Origin of the sequence: Ancylomarina longa (assembly GCF_003996985.1) — a bacterium.
Lineage (GTDB): Bacteria > Bacteroidota > Bacteroidia > Bacteroidales > Marinifilaceae > Ancylomarina_A > Ancylomarina_A longa.
The window spans coordinates 41675-57577 of the sequence record NZ_RJJX01000017.1; the positions used below are offsets into that span (position 1 = coordinate 41675).

Genomic DNA, 15903 nt, shown 5'->3' on the forward strand with positions numbered 1-15903 from the left:
GCCGTATTCTGCGAATTTTCCATAGTTGAATTGTATAAGTTATTTGAGGTGGTGCTAATTAAATTAATAGAGGTCAGTAGATAAATACATATATTTACATTCAATGAAAACAGGGGAATCATGGATTTATATAAAGGTCAAAACCTCATATAGTTTACTGAACGCTTCAAAACAGATGAAGATTGCATAAAATACTTAGCTGGAATAAAATGGCAGGAAGGTTTTAAGTGTGTGAAATGTGGTCACACCGGCAGTCAGATTAGGTCCAACTCTTCGCGGATTTGTAATAAGTGTAGCCATACTGAGTCTGCAACGGCAAATACATTGTTCCACAAAGTTAAATTTGGTGTGCGCAAAGCATTCTTTATTTGCTTTGAGATGGCCACCTCGACCAAAAGCCTTTCTGCTAGTTATATTACTGTCAGGTTTGGGGTGACAGAAAAAACTGCAAGGTTCTTTATGCACAAGATTAGAGAGGCAATGAAATCAAGTGAGAATCATCCTATGGATGGCATTGTTCATGTTGATGAATTTGTTGTCGGAGGTAAAGAAAAAGGTAAAGTCGGCAGGAGCTACAATGCCAGGAAAAAGAAAGTGGTATGTGCAGTAGAGCTTACCGATGAAGGGAAAGTTAAACGTATGTACTCCATGAAGATCGATAATTATTCTGCAAAAGAATTAGAAAAGATATTCGAGAAACATATTTCAGAGCAAGCTACCGTTGTTACCGATAAATGGAAAGGTTACAGGCCTTTAATGAGTCAGTACAACATTACTCAAGTTGAAAGCGATCATGGCTTGAACTTTAAAGCCATGCATACGATGATACATCAAGTAAAGTCATGGATAAGAACAACTTATTCGTGGGTCAGCGAGTTTAACATCAATCGCTACCTTAATGAATTTTGTTATAGGATAAACCGTTCTTTAATGAAAGAGAATATATTTAATAATTTGATCAGGAAAATGGTAACTGCCGAGAAAATATATCAAGAAAAATTAATATGCAACTAACTACTGACCTCTATAAATTAAAAAGGATTTAACTGCAAATTTTTCTCCTGACAATTTATTTAGAATGCAGTGAATAGGAGACCAACTATGAATGGTTGAGATTAATAGCTAAAAGGAGTTAACCATTTTTACTGATGCTTCTTAGACGCTCTATATCCAAAATTTCAATATTTTTACCGTTTAATGAAATTACACCATCACTATTTAAATTAGCCAATATACGAGAAACACTTTCTCTGGAGTTACCCGTTAAATCCCCAAATTCCTGACGGGATAATGGAAGATCAAAAGTGGTTTCATTAAATATTTCATCTGCAAAAAAGCAGAGAGCTTCCGCAATTCGTCCCTGACTTTGTTTCTGTACCTGATTTACGCAATGGGCAAAATGAGCTAACTCATTCTTGCATAATTCTGTTATTATTTCGTAGGCAAAATTGCTATTTGATGCGATAAACTCTTTAAAAGAATTTAAATCTATGAAACAAACGGACGTATTCATTATTGCTGTTGCAGAATAATGATTAACCTTGTCTCCAAAGGTTGTTGGAATTCCAAGGTAAGTTGGCCCCTTAATAATCTTTAAAATTTGTTCTCGATCAGGTCCGGTAATATGTATTTTAACCAATCCACTTTTTACAAAAATAATATTTGAAGAAAGAGCATTTTGTTTGAATATAACATCACCTTTAGAAAATTGCACATCAACACAACTTTTCTCAAGCATTTTTAATTCGTTATCGTTTAAAAAATTAGAAGCAAAAGACTTGTTGACACAAAATTTACATGATTTTCCGTTCATAAATTATTCTCGTCTAAATTAAAGAAATAATTATTTAATAATTATCTTAGCTATGGCATTGTAAATTTGAATTTTAGCTATTTGTATGGTGTTTTAGTAGTAAATACAGATACAAATATATAAATATTTCGACAATGTGATATGAATCACATTTAAATATGTCTGAACTCACACCCTAAATAATAGAAGGTATTTCTTCTCTATATATTTTTGCAACGTAACCTATAAAAAACCTAAAACCAAAAAAAAATGGCAAATAAAAAATTAACCTTAGCCCTTTATACTGGTAGCGTAGATAAATTAACTGCTGCTGGTGTGATTCTTGGTGGTGCAGCTGCTGAGGATATGGATGTTGAAATTTACGTTTTGCTGCAAGCGGCTTTTGCATTTAAAAAAGAAAATGCATTAACAAATGACCGTGTTGCGGAGATAACTGACAAAAAGGATGAATTTCTTGCCTCTCTTGACCGACTTAATACTCCCCATTGGACAGATGCTTTTAAAACTGCCAAAGAATTAACAAACATGACTATTCATGTTTGTGGATTTGCAGGAAAAGTTTGGCATGGAGAAAAGTTGGATGATTTCATCGATTTAGTAGATGACATTTGCGGAATTAGTCAGTATTTGACCTCTGCAGAAAACTCCGATATTAATTTATTTATCTAATTAAAAAACAAAAATGCAACAAGTAACAGAAACTCAGGCTGTTGATTTTCAAAAACAAATTGACGAACTAAAGAAAAAGGTTTCCATGTTAGAGGGAATGAATCAGGACCAGCTATCAATCGCCGTAGTATCTGGTGATTTTGATAAGGTTTTGGCTGCCATGGTTATTTCTCTGGGAGCTGCAGCAATGGATATGGAAGTGAAATTGTTCTTTTCATTTTGGTCTCTTGCAGCATTGCGTGATCCTAAAAAGAAAGCTCATGGTAAAAACTTTGTGTCTAAAATGTTTGGTATAATGCTTCCTAAGGGAAAAGATAAATTGAAATTATCGAACATGAATATGGGAGGAATGGGACCAAAAATGATTAAGTCTATCATGAAAAAACACGGTGTGCTTTCTTTGGAAGAAATGTTTAAACAAGCCGGAGAATTCGGTATTGAAATTACCATATGCGAAATGTCCATGGATTTGATGGGTATTAAAAAAGAAGAATTGATTGACTATCCAAACTTACGTTTTGCCGGAGCAGTAACTTTTGCCGGTGACGCAGGAGAGAGTAGTGCACAGTTATTTATATAGTAAGAATATATTTTTAATTATTAAAATTTAAGATCATGACACAAGAAGAATTATTGACAATAAAAGCAGACACATCTGTAGACGCACGTGGAACTTCATGCCCAGGTCCATTATTGGCAGCTAAAAAAGCAATTGGTACTATTGAGAAAGGTCAGATTATGGAAGTGCTTTCAGCTGATGAAGGAACTAGAAATGATATTCCAAAATGGTGTAACAAAAAAGGTTTTGAATGCTTGGGAACTGTTGAGGAATCAGGCTTTTATAAAATTTATTTAAAAAAATAAAGATGGGAGCGGAAAAAGTAAATAAAAACCCAAAGATCCTGGTTTTCTCTACAGAGAAAATCTCTGATCCAGCCATTGATATGGCGGGTTTATTGAAGTTACATTATCCGCCTACTGTCTATACTATCACAGTACCTTGTTCAAGTGGAATAAAACCAAAATGGATTTTACGTGCCCTTGAACAAGGCTTTGATGGTGTATTTATAGCTGCTGATGGAACCGACTGCCCTTATGGTGAATCTTGTGTCGATAAAACTGGTCAGCTTGTAGGTGTAACTCAAGAAATTTTAAAGGAAAAAGGAATGGATCCTGCACGCCTGAAAATGGCAGCTATTTGTTCTGTATGTAGTGAGCCATTCGTAAAACACGTTAAGAGTTTTACCAAGTATTTAATGAATTCTTCAAACTAAGTAGAATGTCGGAAAAGAAAATATTAGAATATGATGTTCTTGTTGTAGGCGGAGGTATTTCCGGTGGAGAAGCTGCTCTCAATCTGGCAAATCTTGATTACAAGGTTTTGGTAGTAGAGAAAGACTTATCTCTTGGTGGAAAAATGATTGCGCTGAGCAAGGTATTCCCAACTCTGGATTGTGCTGCTTGTATTACTACTCCAAAAGTGTCCGAAATATCCAGACATCCCAATATTACAATCATGTTTAGTGCTGAAGCTAAGAAGATTGATAAATTGGGAGAGCATAATTTTGAAGCACATGTGCACCAAAAACCAAGATATGTAAATATCGATGATTGTACTGCTTGTCAATTGTGCGAAAAAGCTTGTCCGGTAAGTGTAATAGATGAATATCAACAAGGACTAATTGGTCGTAAAGCGGCTTTTATTCCATTTAGTATTGCCAGTCCTCGTGCTGCTGCAATCGATATAACCAATTGTACACTTTGTGGTGCTTGTGAAAGAGCATGTCCTACAGGCTGTATTGATTTTACCCAAACAGATCTTGATTATGTGGTAAAAGCAAAAGCTGTAGTAGTAGCGACTGGCTTCAAATTGTTTGATCCGCTTAAAATTCCACGTTATGGTTACGGTAAGTACAAGAATGTGATCACATCCATGCAAATGGAAAGACAACTTGCACCAACCAGACCATTTAATACAATTTTAAGACCTGGAGATGGCAAGATGCCAGACAATATTGCATATGTATTGTGTACCGGATCTCGTGATAAATCTGTTGGGAATCCTATTTGTTCTCAGGTTTGCTGTATGTATTCGATAAAGCAAGGTCAATTGTTGATGGGATCGCTTCCAATGGCTGATGTGACCATTTACTATTTGCATATTCGTGCATTTGGTAAAGGATTTAATGAATTCTATGAGCAGTCTAAAGAGATGGGTGTAGAATTTATCAAAGGAAAAATTGGTAATATCAAAGAAAAGGAAAATGGTAATTTAATTCTTAGGTATGAAGATATCGAAGAAGGAAAAGTGAAGGAAGCTGAACACGATATGGTTGTTTTATCTGTAGGTGTGATGTCAAATTCTGAAATTTCCGATTCCTTTCAGGGAGAATCATTGGTATTAGATGATTATGGTTTTATTCATCAAAATGATATTCTTGCGAGTCCTTCTGAAACTAATATTGATGGTGTATTCGTGGCTGGTACTGCTACAGGACCAATGGATATTCCAGATTCAATTTTGTCAGCTGGAGCTGCATCAGCGGAAACTACAAGTTATTTAAGGAGGGCTGTTTTATGAAAAAGAAAATAGGCGTTTACGTATGTCATTGCGGCGGTAATATTTCCGATTATGTCGATGTGGAAAAGGTTCGGGAAGAGATTGAGAAGGATGAAGGTGTATTTTTAGCCAAAACTACCATGTTTGCTTGTGCCGATTCTAACCAGAAGGATATGGTTACAGATATTGCAGAAAAGCAATTAGATGGTGCAGTAGTAGCTTCATGTTCTCCTAAATTGCACTTACTTACCTTTAGTGCTGTTGCCGAACGAGCTGGATTGAATAAGTACAATTATATTCATGCAAATATTAGAGAACAGGCTTCCTGGGCACACTCTGATGATAAAGTAGGAGCAACAGAAAAAGCTATTCAGATTGTGAAAGCTGCAGTTGCTAAAGTAAAAAGATCTAATGCACTTGAACCTATTCGTGTAGAAGCTACCAATGCAGTTGCCGTAGTTGGTGCTGGTGTAGCAGGTCTTCGTTCAGCTATTGAATTAGCCGAATCCGGATCTCAGGTTTATTTAATCGAAAGAGAGTTTTTTGTAGGTGGTAGAGTTGCTCAATGGGACGATTTATTTGTTTCTAATGAGACAGGTAAAGAGTTAATTACCCGTCTTTATGACAAAGCAATGAATCACAAAAATATCACTCTTTTTACAGGTGCTGAAATTGTCGAAAATAGTGGTAGTGTTGGGAACATTTCTTTAAAGGTTAAAGTTTCTCCTCGTCATATGAAATTGAATTGCGATGAGGGCAACTTGGAGAAAGCCATTGAAGTTTGTCCTGTAGAAGTTCCTGATAAATTTAACTTCAATATCACTACTCGTAAAGCTATCTATCACAATTTTCCAGGAGAATATCCACAATTGCCCGTAATTGATATGGAGCATTGTACTCGCTGTGGAGAATGTGAAAAAGTTTGCAAAAACGTTGATTTTAGTCAGCAGGAAGAATTCCTTAATATCAAAGTTGGTTCTGTATTGCTTGCAACTGGTTATGATCCATATGAACCAAAAAATGATGAATTTGGATATAAAACCATCGACAATGTAGTTACACTTCCTCAATTTAAACGTTTGGTTCATTATTGTGATGACAAACTTGTTTATAAAGGTAAAGAGGTAAAAAACATTGCTTATATCTATTGTGTTGGTAGTCGTCAGGTAGATGGAGAGAATAAGTATTGCTCCAGATATTGTTGTACAGCTACGATTCATGCAGCAATCACGGCGAAAAAGAAATATAAGGAGATTTATAATTTCCATTTTAACCGAGGCATAAGAACCTACGGAAAACAGGAGGTTTTATATGATGAATCTTCAAGAATGGGAGACATTTATTTGCAATCATTCGAAGATCATCCTCCGGTAGTATCCAAAGTAGGGGATAAAACTATGGTTACCATCAAAGATATTCTAACTGCGGATAAAACTTTAGAAGTGGAAGCTGATTTGGTAGTTTTGGTTACAGGAATGGTTCCTCGTCAAGACAATTCAATAGGTAGCCTTCTAAAAGTTCCTAAGGGTAGAGATAATTTCTTTAATGAAATTCACATGAAGTTGCGACCAGTAGAGACTGTAATCGATGGTGTAACCATAGCAGGTGCTTCTCAGGGACCAAAGAATATCATGGAATCCATGAATTCATCTTTAGCTGCGGCAACCAAGTCGTTTTCATTAATTGCTGCGGGAGAACTTGCTCTTTCACCTACTATTGCGAAAATAGATGCTGATAATTGCGAATGGTGTGGTAAATGTGATGATGCATGTCCGTTTAGTGCTCTTACAAAAACGGATGTTAACGGCAAGCAAGTAGCTGTTGTGAACGAAGCTGTTTGTAAAGGATGCGGAATGTGTATGCCTGTTTGTCCATCCAATGCAATTGAATTGATTGGATATACTGATGATCAAATAGAAAGTATGATTGACGCATTAGTATCAACTCATTAAAACTACGCCATATGGAAGTTGAAAAAGGTAAAACTGCAAAATATCGCAAAGAAAAGAATCCCGTAGCCAAAGAGGTGATGGAGAATCTGAAAAATTTTACAAAAACAAAGAAAAGGTTGATGGATGCTTTAAAGGAAGGGGACAAAACAGTTCCTCAACTTGCTGAAGCATTAAGTATACCAGCAGATGAAGTTTTATATCAGGTAATGAGCTTGTTGAAATACGGTTTTGTTGAAACAGGGGATATCGATGATATGGACGAATATTTTTATTACAAAATAAAAGACAATGGCAAGGATTAACCCTAAATTCACAAAGGAGTTGCAAAGCTATGGCGCTTTTGATACAAATGCATGTTACAATTGTGGGAATTGTACAGCCGTATGCTCTTTGTCAGACGAAGACAACTCGTTTCCACGCAAAATGGTAAGATATAGTGTTCTTGGCTTGGAAAGTGAAATTGAAAGCTCTCTGGAACCATGGTTATGTTATTATTGTGGCGACTGTAGTGCTACCTGTCCCCGCGAGGCAGAACCAGGTGAACTGATGATGTCGCTTCGTAGATATCTTACTTCAAAATACGATTGGACTGGTCTTTCCGGTATGCTTTATAAATCACTTACAACAAGTATTATTGCATTTGTTTTATTGGCTATTGGAGTGATATGGTTTGCAGCAGAACAAAATTTTATGCCTGAGCATTTATTGCACTACGGTCATTATTTTGAGATGTTGGCAATTGGTGGAGTATTTCTAGTGATTTTACTTCCTAATCTTTTTAGGATGTGGAATATGGTAATCCGTAAACCAAAAGTTAAGGTGCCGATATCTGCTTACTTTAAATCATTCAGCGAACTAATCGTTCACATGTTTACACAAAAGAGAACACTGGGCTGCGATGATAGTCAGACTCGTTGGTTCGAACACTTAATACTTGTAATCGGTTATTTATCACTGCTTTTTACAACCGTGTTTTTAGACTGGTTTGCTACCGATAGCAGTTTTGTATTGATTCTTGGATACGTGGAGAGTGTAATTATTTTTTCGGTAACATTTATCTTTATGATAGGACGTGTCAATAAAAAGACACAGCAGAGTAAAAATTCTCATCCAAGTGACTGGTTTTTTGTGATCTGGTTATTCTTAATGGGATTGAGTGCTTTTGTTGTTCGTTTGTTTATCGATTTAGATATCCTGGAAACTAATATTTGGATGTATTTAATCCATCTTACGGTTCTTGTTCAATGGGCCTTAATTATCGTGCCTTTTGGAAAATGGACACATTTCCTATATCGTTCGTTTGCAATGTATTTTGAGAAACTGAAAAGTCTTTCGGCATCCTAATTTAGGATAGATTTAAGCAGGTAATATAGTTGATTGTATCGGCGAGTAAAGTGATCTTGGATCTGCTTTTCATTCACTTTACTTTTAAATACTGGGGAAATCGGGCTTAAAATCCTGTCTGAAAATCTTAAGTCGAGAGAATATTAAGGCCTCCTGTCAGAAAACTGATGGGAGGTCTTTTATTTGGATGTAATTCGTTTGGATATTGTTACCTAAAACTGTTAATTTAGAAGATAAAAACCTATCCTTATGAAAAAGAATCCCGAACAACACATTCTCGATGGCATGAGCAAAGATCTATCCAATTGGCATGGTCCGTTTTATGCAAATCGCAAAGATCCCCGTTTGATAGTTCCTAAATACAATCCTGTGTTGGGCTCGACTTTTAATTTTGGTAGTCCGTTCACCTATGTGGGAATCATTCTAATTATTCTGATTATAATTGCAAGTCAAATGTTTTTCTAAACCCCTTTATAAGGTGAATGGAAAAAAGAATGGGGCAGGTTTAAACACCTGCCCCAATTTTTGCTCTAAATTTTACTAGCTAAGAAGTTGCACTTGTTTTTGGCTTATAAATTTTCTTTCTGAACCTGTGCTTTTTTACGTGTTTTACGTGCATGAGCATCGCGATTAATTTCCTTGATATACTTTCTAGATAACTCTGTAATGGCAGCATATTTTTGTGGCATGGCTTGGCTCATTACATTCAGATAGGGAAGTAATTCCCTATTTATAAGGTCTCGAATTTCTTTTTTCTGAGCTGTTGGAGCTTCAGCAGTTACCGTATTGGCATCTTCCTGAATTGTTTTGTTGTATACTAATTGATAATCAGCACAGCAGATTTCCATCTGATTTAATGCTCTTTCACCTCCTTCTATCTTTCCAATCCAGTTGGATATTTCATCTTCCTTTGTGCGTTCAATAAGGGCTAAAGTTTTACTTAATTGTCGCTCGTAGCTGTACATATACATATTAAGATCGTACGCTTCAATTACTTCCCAAAGTTTTCTTGCTGAACTGGCAATATCTTCATCAAGGAAATAGGTGTTGGCATTTACAATTTGTTTAAAACAAATAAAGGTTTTATCCAGTTTCGAGTCTGCCAGATGCATTTCATTGGTGAATTTTCCTTTACGTACTATTCCCATTGTGTTTCGTAGGCCTGTGTTTCTATATTTAATCTTATCCAGAATGCCGGATAACACAAGATCTTCGCCGAAGTTAGCTTTCTTAAATTCCGGTAATAGGTTTTCAAGAGCACTATTAATTTCCTCGTTGTTACAGTAATAATAAATTTGTGTGTTCATAATTTTGATTTTTTAATTTAACTGACATATTTATTTACAGCTCTGAAATTATAAAATATAAATTAAACAGTAAAATAAATAGGGCATAAATTATGCGTTAAGTTGTATTTTGTAACTTGACACATTTGACAGACAAAAAAATCAATAATATTACTTACCTTGTTTTCCCTTTTTCTGTTAAGTGGGTTTAGAATTAGAAAAGTGACTCATTTTCTAAAAACTATTCCTGGAATTCATTCTGTGTTTTTTATCAGGAAAGGTGCAAAAATGACAACTTAGATGCCGAGTAATAACTTTTTGCACAAAAAATAACAGCTAGGATGAAAAGTGATGGTTTTTTGCACAAAAAATGGCTGCTGCGATGAAAAGTGATAATTTTTTGCACAAAAAGTGATAGCTAGGGTGAAAAGTGATAGTTTTTTGCACAAAAATTAGCTACTGCGATGAAAAGTAATGACTTTTTGTACAAAAATTGACAACTAAGATGCCGACTGATCAATTTTAGTACTTTAATAGAAATACTTTTATTCCAGCATATTGACACACAGAATACTTCTAAATAGTTAGATATGTTAAAAGTGTTTGATTTTTCATTATATTTGAGTATAAAATCCCGAACACTACTCCTTATGACCCGTTTGTATAAAATATTCCTTTTGGCATGTTTTTGGCTTTTTTCTGTTGCTACCTATGGGCATGATGTAGATAATTCTAACCAAAAGCGTATTTCCAAACCGAATGCCTTAAAGCAAATAAAAGAATTAGGAGATGAATGTTGGCGTTTACGAGGAACAAACCCTGATTCTGCACTAATATTGGGTCAAAAGGCTTTGAGTTTGGCCTATCAATATCAAATTACTAGCGAGATATCACGGCTAAGCAATTATGTGGGTGTCCTTTTTTTGAATTACAAGTACGATACCCAACAATCCATTATCTATTTCCACAAGTGTTTAGAGAGCAGTATTAAAGCTCACGACTCTATTCAGACAGCTTTTGCTTACAATAATTTAGGTGATGTATGTTTGGTGTCCGGGAATATTCCATTGGCAATTGAGTATGCTAAAAATTCTCTGGCTATTTTTCAAAGCATCCATTATCAGGTAGGAATTTCATATGGCTATACTAATCTGGCGCTAGCCTATCGGGAGAAGAAGGATTATGTATTTGCCATAAAATATTTGTTCAAAGCAAAGAAAATTTGGGAAGATGTAGGGAATGAAACAGGAACCGGATTGGTATTGCTGGAAATAGCCCGCACTTATGACCGAATAAATGAACTTAAGCAGTCGATGAAGTATTATCAACTAGCCTATTCCAAATTTCATGATATTAATAGGTTTCGCTTTGTGCCGGAATGTTTAAATGGCATGGCAAATGTTTACAGAAAACAAGCTCAGTTCGGAAGAGCTCTTGATTATTATAACCGGGCGCTGGATATAAATAGAAAACACAAGAATAATTTTGCATCCATAGATAATCTTATTGGCAAAGCGCTTGTATTAGCCAATTTAAACAAAGACCAAAGCGGAATTGAATCCATGGATGCTGCTATTCAACTATCAGAAACGCTTGGGGTTAATATAAAGATTATGGATGCATACCGAGCTGCACCTCAGTTTTATGAGATATTAGGAGATTATAAGGAATCGATAATATGTTACAGCCGTTTTGTGAGGAAGTACGATTCTCTGATGTTGGTTCAGAAGGCAGAATTGATCTCTGAGATGGAGGATAATTTCAAAATAGTACAGAGCCTACATAAAAGTGAGGATGAAGTTCGTTTTCAAAAAATCACAAAATATTATTTTTTGATTATTAGTTTATTGATGCTCGCTCTGTTTGTTGTTTTTTTCTATCGTTTCCGGTCCTACCGGAAACTTTCCAAACAATTAAAGCAAAGTAATCTCACAAAGGATAAGTTATTTTCTGTAATTGCCCACGATTTAAAAAGCCCTTTTAATTCTTCCCTCGGATTCATAAATTTATTAATAGCAGAATTAGAGAAGGGTAATTATGAGAAGATAAAGAAATTTGCCGCTTATGTGAAGCAATCATCCGAAGAAAGTGTGAACTTGCTGGATCATCTAATGTCGTGGTCAAGAGCTCAGACTGGCAGGATAGCTTATAATCCAGCTTCCTTCTCTCTGAATAATTTGTTTGATGAATTAGCGAAGTTTTTGGAGTCGAAGGCAAAGAAAGATGAAATTCAGCTCGAATTTAAATCCTTTCTTAAAAAAGATATTATTGGGGATCAAGACCTACTGCGAACTATTTTATTGAATCTGATTTCTAATGCAATGAAATTCACCAACAATGGCGGATTAATCCAAGTAATTGCCAGGAATCATGAATCGAATATTCAAATTCAAATAATTGATAATGGTATTGGAATAGCAGAGGAACAGTTGAAGCATATTTTCACGGAGAGTAGTAATATGCAAAGCACCTTAGGCGTAAGAAACGAACAGGGCACAGGTTTAGGCTTAAATATATGTTTTGAATTAATTCATATTCATCAGGGGAGTATAATGGCTGATAGTGAGCTTGGAAAAGGAAGTGTTTTCACCATTGAATTTCCGGCATCTTAGGGCAATAGCTTGCTCTGTACCAATGAAATTTATTTATAAGATAACAAAAAGAGTCTCGCTGCCGAGACTCTTTTTTGCATTAGAATTGCTCCTATTGCATGATGGTAGAATAAAACTCCGGAGCTTTTCTATGCTTGCTTGCTTGCTCATAGGCGTAAGCAAATTGAATGAGTTTTTGTTCTGAGAAAGCTTCGGCGAAAAAGGATATCCCAACGGGTAAATTGTGCACAAATCCGGCAGGTACTGTAATATTCGGATAACCCGAAACCGCTGCTGGTTCGCTACTGCTCCCACCAAAATGGTCGCCATTCACCAAATCAATCGTCCATGCCGGGCCGTTGGTAGGGGCAATCAGAACATCTAATTTATATTTTTGCAAGCAGGCATCTATTCCTTTCTTTCCTGATAATTCCTTGGATTTTAATAGGGCATCTTTGTACGCTTTATTGTTTAAATCTCCCTTTTTATTTGCCATCTCCATGATTTCTTGCCCGAACCAAGGCATTTCCAATTCTTTATATTGCTCATTAAATTGGATAATATCCTCCAGGCTCTTCACAATTGGGAATCTGCATTTGCTTAAATATTTATTCAAATCGTTTTTAAATTCATAGAGCAATACTTCGTATTCTGCATCACCATATTTGCCAAGATTAGGGATTTTTACATCTATAAGTTTAGCTCCGGCAGCTTTTAAATTGGTAATGGCTTGTTCCATTATTTTATCTACTTCGGTATGGAAACCAAACAACTCCCGAACAACACCGATATTCGCGTCTTTTAGTGCATTTGCATTTAAATTTTCGGCGTAATTTATTTTCTGATTTTTATTGTTGATAGTGATGGCATCTGTTTCATCTTGTCCCAGCATAGCCGAGAGTAAGAGTGCAGCATCTTTTACGTTTCGAGCCATTGGACCTGCTGTATCCTGCGAATGAGCGATGGGAATGATACCGCTTCTACTTACCAATCCAAGGGTCGGTTTAATACCAACAATGCCATTGTGTCCCGAAGGACAAACTACCGATCCGTCGGTTTCTGTACCCAAGGCAGCAACACATAAATTAGCAGCTACAGCCGCTCCGGAACCAGAACTGGATCCACAAGGCGATCTATCGATTACATAGGGATTATGAGTTTGTCCACCACGGCCACTCCATCCACTGGAGGAACGTGTACTTCTGAAATTAGCCCATTCACTAAGGTTAGTCTTTGCCATAATAATTGCACCTGCATTTCGCAACTGACTCACAACAAAAGCATCTTTCTCTGCAAAATTGCCTTCCAGAGCAAGAGACCCTGCTGTGGTCATCATTTTATCTGCAGTGTCTATATTATCCTTTATCATGATAGGAATACCATGTAGGACACCTCTGATATTGCCATTTTTTCGCTCTTCATCCAGTTTACGAGCAAGAGCAAGTGCATCCGGATTTATTTCCATAACCGCATTAATTGCAGGGCCTTTCTTATCAATTTGTTCGATTCTATCCAGGTAGGCAATTACCAACTCTTCGGAAGTTAATTGCCCGGATTTCATCATTTCCTGCAATTTGGAAATGCTCTGTTCATTATAATTAAACTGGTTGTAATCCTTTTGGTTACCGGGGTTTTCATCAGTTTTTTGATTGGTTTGACAAGCAGACAATCCCAATCCGCTTAAAAGGGGAGTGCTTAGCGCAGATAAGGCAATAAATTGACGACGTTTCATGGATTTCGATTTAAGTTATGGCAATAAATGTAGGAAAAAAAGAATTATTTCAGGATTTCCCCGAAAGAATAAAAACATTTTGATTTTGTTTGTTTGTAAATACAAAAGCACTGAAATATAAGGGATTGATGAGAATGCAGAATTTTATTATTTCAAGCAGCAATTAGGCGGAATGTCGCATTTTTACTACTAATAGAGAGAACAATTTATTTTTTTTTAACTTGCGAAGCTAGGTAATTGTTTTTTCAACCTTAAACAGTGCCTTGTAGTATTAAATTGACCATGATGAAACAGTATAAATGCTTAACATTTCCTGCTCTTTTTTCCGAAACGGTAGCGAAATTTGGAAATCACAAAGCAATGGCTCTTGTTGGCCAGGATCCTTTAACTTATAATGAGGTAAATGATCACATAAAAGCTTTAATTGCGTTCTACGAAAAGCTTGGTATTAAACCCGGAGATAAAGTTGCTTTATTAAGTACCAATATGCCTAATTGGGGTATAGTCTACTACGCAACGACTTTTATGGGAGCTGTAATTGTTCCGTTACTTCCTGAATTTAGCGTGGATGAGCTTACTAATATTTTAGCGCATTCCGAAGCTAAAGCTATTTTTGTATCTAAAGGCTTATTGTCTAAGCTTAAGAATGTTGAAATTGAATCCTTACAATATCAAATAGCAATTGAAAATTTTGAATTAATACAGTCGGATAATGTACAGTTGAAATTTGATGTGTCTGTATGTCCTGAGCTGGAATATCAAGTGGTAGAGGATGATATGGCAGCCATTATTTATACTTCAGGAACTACAGGTAGTTCTAAGGGAGTAATGCTATCGCACAAAAATATTTGTTTTAATGCAACTCGCTCTAAAACCATTCATCCTATAGATGAAACAGATCGTTTTCTTTCGATTTTGCCGCTTTCACATACTTATGAGAATACTTTGGGTTTTGTGATCCCCATGATTGCGGGCTCTTGTGTCTATTATTTAGGTAAAACGCCGGTTCCATCTTTATTACTAAAGGCCTTAAAAGAGGTGCGACCAACAATCATGTTCTCTGTTCCATTGATCATCGAAAAAATTTACAGATCGAAGATATTGCCTTCTATCAATGGAAAGGTTGTTACCAGAGTTCTTTATAAAATTCCATTCTTTCGCAAGAAATTGAACATTGTTGCAGGGAAAAAATTAATGGAAACATTTGGTGGGGCATTAACCTTTTTTGGTATTGGTGGTGCTAAACTGAATTCTCAAGTAGAGTTATTTTTACGAGAAGCAAAATTTCCGTATGCCATAGGATACGGTTTGACGGAGACAGCTCCATTAATTGCAGGCATTGGTCCGACATTAACAAAATTTCAATCTACCGGAAGTGCTTTAATGGGTGTGGAATTAAAAATTTATCAGCCCGATGCTCATACTGGAATTGGAGAGGTGTGGGCAAAAGGAGATAATATCATGATGGGATATTATAAAGAACCGGAGAAAACAAAGGAGGTTTTAACTGATGACGGTTGGTTTAAAACAGGTGATTTAGCCAGAATGGATAAGGATAATTATCTGTTTATCGAAGGGCGACTAAAGAATATGATCGTAGGCGCCAGCGGGGAGAATATTTATCCTGAGGAAATTGAATCTGTGATTAACAACTTTAAGCATGTTTTGGAATCTGTTGTGATTGAAAAGGGAGGAAAACTGGTTGCCATGGTTCATTTTAACTATGAAGAACTGGAACAGCAGTATAAGCACATGAAAAAGGAAGTGGAGAATTTCATGGAAACAGAAGTGGATAAACTGAAGAAAGAATTACAGATTTATGTGAATTCAAAGGTGAATAAATTCTCTCAAGTGCAAAGGGTTGTCGAGCACATTGATCCTTTCCAGAAAACGGCAACGCACAAAATAAAACGATTCTTATATCATAAAAAATAAAGTATGAGGCTGATCTTAGAT

Annotated in this window: 14 protein-coding genes and 1 pseudogene; 12 read left to right on the forward strand and 3 right to left on the reverse strand. The window is 35.9% G+C overall.

The window, feature by feature from the left end; translation table 11 throughout:
- The first annotated feature begins 120 nt into the window (after window positions 1–120).
- Window positions 121–1014: pseudogene (locus DLK05_RS11905) on the forward strand (IS1595 family transposase).
- A gap of 118 nt (window positions 1015–1132) precedes the next feature.
- Here DLK05_RS11905 and DLK05_RS11910 read toward each other — a convergent pair.
- Window positions 1133–1813, reverse strand: coding sequence for a Crp/Fnr family transcriptional regulator (locus DLK05_RS11910; protein ID WP_127344229.1), 681 nt, complete (start codon window positions 1811–1813; stop codon window positions 1133–1135).
- Between the two features lie 249 nt (window positions 1814–2062).
- On the opposite strand from DLK05_RS11910, the gene DLK05_RS11915 reads away from it, so the two are divergent.
- The 9 genes from DLK05_RS11915 to DLK05_RS11955 all read left to right on the forward strand — a co-directional run bounded on the left by DLK05_RS11915 (window position 2063) and on the right by DLK05_RS11955 (window position 8803).
- Window positions 2063–2482 carry a hypothetical protein gene (locus DLK05_RS11915; RefSeq protein WP_127344230.1) on the forward strand — a complete coding sequence of 140 codons (420 nt, stop codon included), beginning with the start codon at window positions 2063–2065 and terminating at the stop codon, window positions 2480–2482.
- Window positions 2483–2495: 13 nt separating this feature from the next.
- The gene (locus DLK05_RS11920) at window positions 2496–3062 is read left to right on the forward strand and encodes a DsrE/DsrF/DrsH-like family protein (RefSeq protein ID WP_209319854.1); all 567 of its coding nucleotides are present in this window, start codon (window positions 2496–2498) and stop codon (window positions 3060–3062) included.
- Window positions 3063–3097: 35 nt separating this feature from the next.
- The gene (locus DLK05_RS11925; RefSeq protein ID WP_127344231.1) at window positions 3098–3346 is read left to right on the forward strand and encodes a sulfurtransferase TusA family protein; all 249 of its coding nucleotides are present in this window, start codon (window positions 3098–3100) and stop codon (window positions 3344–3346) included.
- Window positions 3347–3348: 2 nt separating this feature from the next.
- On the forward strand, window positions 3349–3756 hold the full coding sequence (locus DLK05_RS11930) for a hydrogenase iron-sulfur subunit (RefSeq protein ID WP_127344232.1): 408 nt from the start codon (window positions 3349–3351) through the stop codon (window positions 3754–3756).
- 5 nt (window positions 3757–3761) lie between these two features.
- Window positions 3762–5063, forward strand: a complete 1302-nt coding sequence (locus tag DLK05_RS11935) for a CoB--CoM heterodisulfide reductase iron-sulfur subunit A family protein (RefSeq protein WP_127344233.1) — start codon at window positions 3762–3764, stop codon at window positions 5061–5063.
- A complete protein-coding gene (locus tag DLK05_RS11940; protein ID WP_127344234.1) occupies window positions 5060–6994 on the forward strand; it encodes a CoB--CoM heterodisulfide reductase iron-sulfur subunit A family protein in 1935 nt (644 codons plus the stop codon). Before DLK05_RS11935 ends, DLK05_RS11940 begins: the two co-directional genes overlap by 4 nt.
- 11 nt (window positions 6995–7005) lie before the next feature.
- Window positions 7006–7296 (forward strand): winged helix-turn-helix domain-containing protein, encoded by a 291-nt coding sequence (locus DLK05_RS11945; RefSeq protein ID WP_127344235.1) that lies wholly within the window; start codon window positions 7006–7008, stop codon window positions 7294–7296.
- Window positions 7283–8338 (forward strand): 4Fe-4S dicluster domain-containing protein, encoded by a 1056-nt coding sequence (locus tag DLK05_RS11950; RefSeq protein ID WP_127344236.1) that lies wholly within the window; start codon window positions 7283–7285, stop codon window positions 8336–8338. The genes DLK05_RS11945 and DLK05_RS11950 overlap by 14 nt, the downstream gene beginning before the upstream one ends.
- A 249-nt stretch (window positions 8339–8587) precedes the next feature.
- Window positions 8588–8803 carry a hypothetical protein gene (locus DLK05_RS11955; protein WP_209319855.1) on the forward strand — a complete coding sequence of 72 codons (216 nt, stop codon included), beginning with the start codon at window positions 8588–8590 and terminating at the stop codon, window positions 8801–8803.
- A 104-nt stretch (window positions 8804–8907) separates the two neighbouring features.
- On the opposite strand, the gene DLK05_RS11960 is transcribed toward DLK05_RS11955, so the two are convergent.
- Window positions 8908–9645, reverse strand: coding sequence for a DUF6261 family protein (locus DLK05_RS11960; protein ID WP_127344237.1), 738 nt, complete (start codon window positions 9643–9645; stop codon window positions 8908–8910).
- Window positions 9646–10214: 569 nt separating this feature from the next.
- Between DLK05_RS11960 and DLK05_RS11965 the strand changes: the two genes are divergently transcribed.
- Window positions 10215–12236: a tetratricopeptide repeat-containing sensor histidine kinase gene (locus DLK05_RS11965; protein ID WP_127344238.1), complete on the forward strand. Its 2022-nt coding sequence runs from the start codon at window positions 10215–10217 to the stop codon at window positions 12234–12236.
- A 91-nt stretch (window positions 12237–12327) separates the two neighbouring features.
- On the opposite strand, the gene DLK05_RS11970 is transcribed toward DLK05_RS11965, so the two are convergent.
- Window positions 12328–13947 carry an amidase gene (locus DLK05_RS11970; protein ID WP_127344239.1) on the reverse strand — a complete coding sequence of 540 codons (1620 nt, stop codon included), beginning with the start codon at window positions 13945–13947 and terminating at the stop codon, window positions 12328–12330.
- A 285-nt stretch (window positions 13948–14232) separates the two neighbouring features.
- Between DLK05_RS11970 and DLK05_RS11975 the strand changes: the two genes are divergently transcribed.
- Window positions 14233–15882, forward strand: a complete 1650-nt coding sequence (locus tag DLK05_RS11975; RefSeq protein ID WP_127344240.1) for an AMP-binding protein — start codon at window positions 14233–14235, stop codon at window positions 15880–15882.
- Window positions 15883–15903 lie beyond the last annotated feature (21 nt).

Excerpts from the sequence above, each read along its gene's own strand:
- DLK05_RS11910 (WP_127344229.1), bottom strand. The coding sequence starts at position 1,813 with ATGAACGGAAAATCATGTAAATTTTGTGTCAACAAGTCTTTTGCTTCT.
- DLK05_RS11915 (WP_127344230.1), top strand. The coding sequence starts at position 2,063 with ATGGCAAATAAAAAATTAACCTTAGCCCTTTATACTGGTAGCGTAGAT.
- DLK05_RS11920 (WP_209319854.1), top strand. The coding sequence starts at position 2,496 with ATGCAACAAGTAACAGAAACTCAGGCTGTTGATTTTCAAAAACAAATT.
- DLK05_RS11925 (WP_127344231.1), top strand. The coding sequence starts at position 3,098 with ATGACACAAGAAGAATTATTGACAATAAAAGCAGACACATCTGTAGAC.
- DLK05_RS11930 (WP_127344232.1), top strand. The coding sequence starts at position 3,349 with ATGGGAGCGGAAAAAGTAAATAAAAACCCAAAGATCCTGGTTTTCTCT.
- DLK05_RS11935 (WP_127344233.1), top strand. The coding sequence starts at position 3,762 with ATGTCGGAAAAGAAAATATTAGAATATGATGTTCTTGTTGTAGGCGGA.
- DLK05_RS11940 (WP_127344234.1), top strand. The coding sequence starts at position 5,060 with ATGAAAAAGAAAATAGGCGTTTACGTATGTCATTGCGGCGGTAATATT.
- DLK05_RS11945 (WP_127344235.1), top strand. The coding sequence starts at position 7,006 with ATGGAAGTTGAAAAAGGTAAAACTGCAAAATATCGCAAAGAAAAGAAT.
- DLK05_RS11950 (WP_127344236.1), top strand. The coding sequence starts at position 7,283 with ATGGCAAGGATTAACCCTAAATTCACAAAGGAGTTGCAAAGCTATGGC.
- DLK05_RS11955 (WP_209319855.1), top strand. The coding sequence starts at position 8,588 with ATGAAAAAGAATCCCGAACAACACATTCTCGATGGCATGAGCAAAGAT.
- DLK05_RS11960 (WP_127344237.1), bottom strand. The coding sequence starts at position 9,645 with ATGAACACACAAATTTATTATTACTGTAACAACGAGGAAATTAATAGT.
- DLK05_RS11965 (WP_127344238.1), top strand. The coding sequence starts at position 10,215 with ATGTTAAAAGTGTTTGATTTTTCATTATATTTGAGTATAAAATCCCGA.
- DLK05_RS11970 (WP_127344239.1), bottom strand. The coding sequence starts at position 13,947 with ATGAAACGTCGTCAATTTATTGCCTTATCTGCGCTAAGCACTCCCCTT.
- DLK05_RS11975 (WP_127344240.1), top strand. The coding sequence starts at position 14,233 with ATGAAACAGTATAAATGCTTAACATTTCCTGCTCTTTTTTCCGAAACG.